The organism is Marinomonas lutimaris (genome assembly GCF_019426345.1).
GTDB lineage: Bacteria > Pseudomonadota > Gammaproteobacteria > Pseudomonadales > Marinomonadaceae > Marinomonas > Marinomonas lutimaris.
Window position 1 is genome coordinate 1 of record NZ_JAHLLW010000047.1, and the last position, 2,054, is coordinate 2,054.

Below are 2,054 nucleotides of genomic sequence, written 5' to 3' on the forward strand. Positions count from 1 at the left end.
AGCTGGTTGAAGGCGTTAAATTCGCGTTGGGTTTTGATGCCAACACCCAGCTCGCTGATTTGGTTACCACAGTCATCGTAATCGAAGTCGATATCGGCGAAGCTAAGCAGTCTATCACCTTCGGTGACGGCATAGATAGTTTGCCCATTGTCGTCTGTCTCTAAGGTACTTAGCTCTGCTTGATTCGCTTCTTTGTTGTCGACTGTCTCATCAATATGAGCCTTTGGCTCATTACTCTCATCAATTATACGCTGGGCGATGGGATTACCGACGCTGTCCCATTCAAATTCGGTGTGCTTGTTTTGTGTGTATTTGCTTTGTGTATCTTGATTTCGAGTGTATGCCACGCTTTCTTTGACGAGTTGGCCAATGGCGTTGTATTCAAATGCTTCTTGCTTGGCTTGCGTTAAACCACTGTCATTTTGATGGGACTGTTGTGTTTGGCTCCGTCGGCTGATGAGCTGATCAATGGCATCGTATTGGTAGTCGCATTGATCGTAAATACGTTGTTCTGGGTGCGTGAGTGTCTGCTGTGTTAAACGATGGAACACATCAAAGGTTTGTTTAAGCTCAACGTGGTTGCCAAAAGTCTGTTTTTTGAGACGGTTTTGTTTGTCGTATTCAAATACCGCTAACGTCTGCTTCTCTTGTTGTTGGCTATTCGCTTCTTCACTCAGCTCAATCACCATGAGCTGGCTTTGTCTGTTGTAACGATAATGAAGTGTTTTGCCATCGGGCAATTCAAGGCGATTACGGCGACCAAACTCGTCGTATTGATAGTTGAGGCTGTGAGTGCGTAAACCTTGTATTTGATGGCTGCTGAGCAGTCGGCTACCTCGGTCAAACGTCTGTTTTAAAGTAACTTCTGAATTGTGCGCACAAACAATATTGCCACGCACATCGTACTGGTAACGGTTGGTATTGTTGACTATTTGCTTGTTGTTGTCATTACCTTGCTGTGCGCTAGCCTGTTGAGCGATGATCCTACCCATGACATCGCGCTGGATGTTGACTACTCGTTTGTCACTTTCTTGTAGCGAGGTTAAACGATTGTTGCCATCGTACTGGTAGCGCTGTTGTTTGCCATCAAACCCTGTTATTTGAATAGGGTTTTCATTGGCATCGTAGGCGATCTTGTAGCTGGCTTCATCATCTCGACAAATGCCGGTTAGGTTACGCTCTTTATCGTAAGTGAGATGCAGTGCGCTGCCATCAGGCTGAATAATAGAGCTAGGCTGACTCAAACCCTCGAACGTTTGTTGTGTCGTTTCACCTTTGTTGTTTTTGCTGGCAATAAGACGACCAGCCTCATCGTATTCAAAGTAGGTGTGTTTTTTGTCGTCTGGGGCGTTTTCATCAAAAGCAATGGTTTCAACCAATTGCCCCTGCTCATTGCGTTTGTATTGCACCAGTAAGCCATCGTCTGACAACGTGGCGTTAACGCGACCCAAGGAATCATAGCTATAGCGGGTTAGGCTGTCGTTTTCTTGTTTTGCGAGCAACTCTCCCTGCTCACTCCAGCGATATTTGATGACTTGGCCGTCGAAGGTAACGTGCTGAGCCAAGTGTCCCTGATGGTCATAAGCAAATAAAGCCACACGACCATCTGGCTGTGTTTCACTTTGCAATAAACCAGACGCGCTGTATTTACGCGATAAGGTCGTTTTATCTGGCAGTACCGTAAGAATACGTTGGCCAAGTTGGTTGTAAGCAAAGCGGGTTTTATTGCCATCCGGTGTGGTCACAGATTCAAGCTGACCGAATGGCGTATAGGTCAACTTAGTTTGGTTACCTTGTGGATCGATTTCCCGTGTCTTTTGGCCATTTTGATTGTAAACATAGCGACGCAGGTTACCGTTTGGGTCGGTATGTTCGATGAGTTTGCCTTGTTCGTTATGAACAAAGTGTTCTCGGTTGCCTCGTGAATCTATACTCGTCGTTGTGCCTTTTTCAGGACCATATTCGAATTGATAGCAATAGGTGTCGTTGTCGCCCCACTGCTTAATACATTTGGCGTCGTTTGAGTAGCTATCCCATTCGAAATGATGACTAAA

The 2,054-nt window shown here is 45.7% G+C and carries 1 protein-coding gene; it reads right to left on the minus strand.

Features of this window, described 5'->3' with window-relative positions; translation table 11 throughout:
• Positions 1-2,054, minus strand: a 2,054-nt coding sequence (locus tag KPL72_RS20985; protein WP_219704346.1) for an RHS repeat domain-containing protein, incomplete at both ends; no start/stop codon positions are given.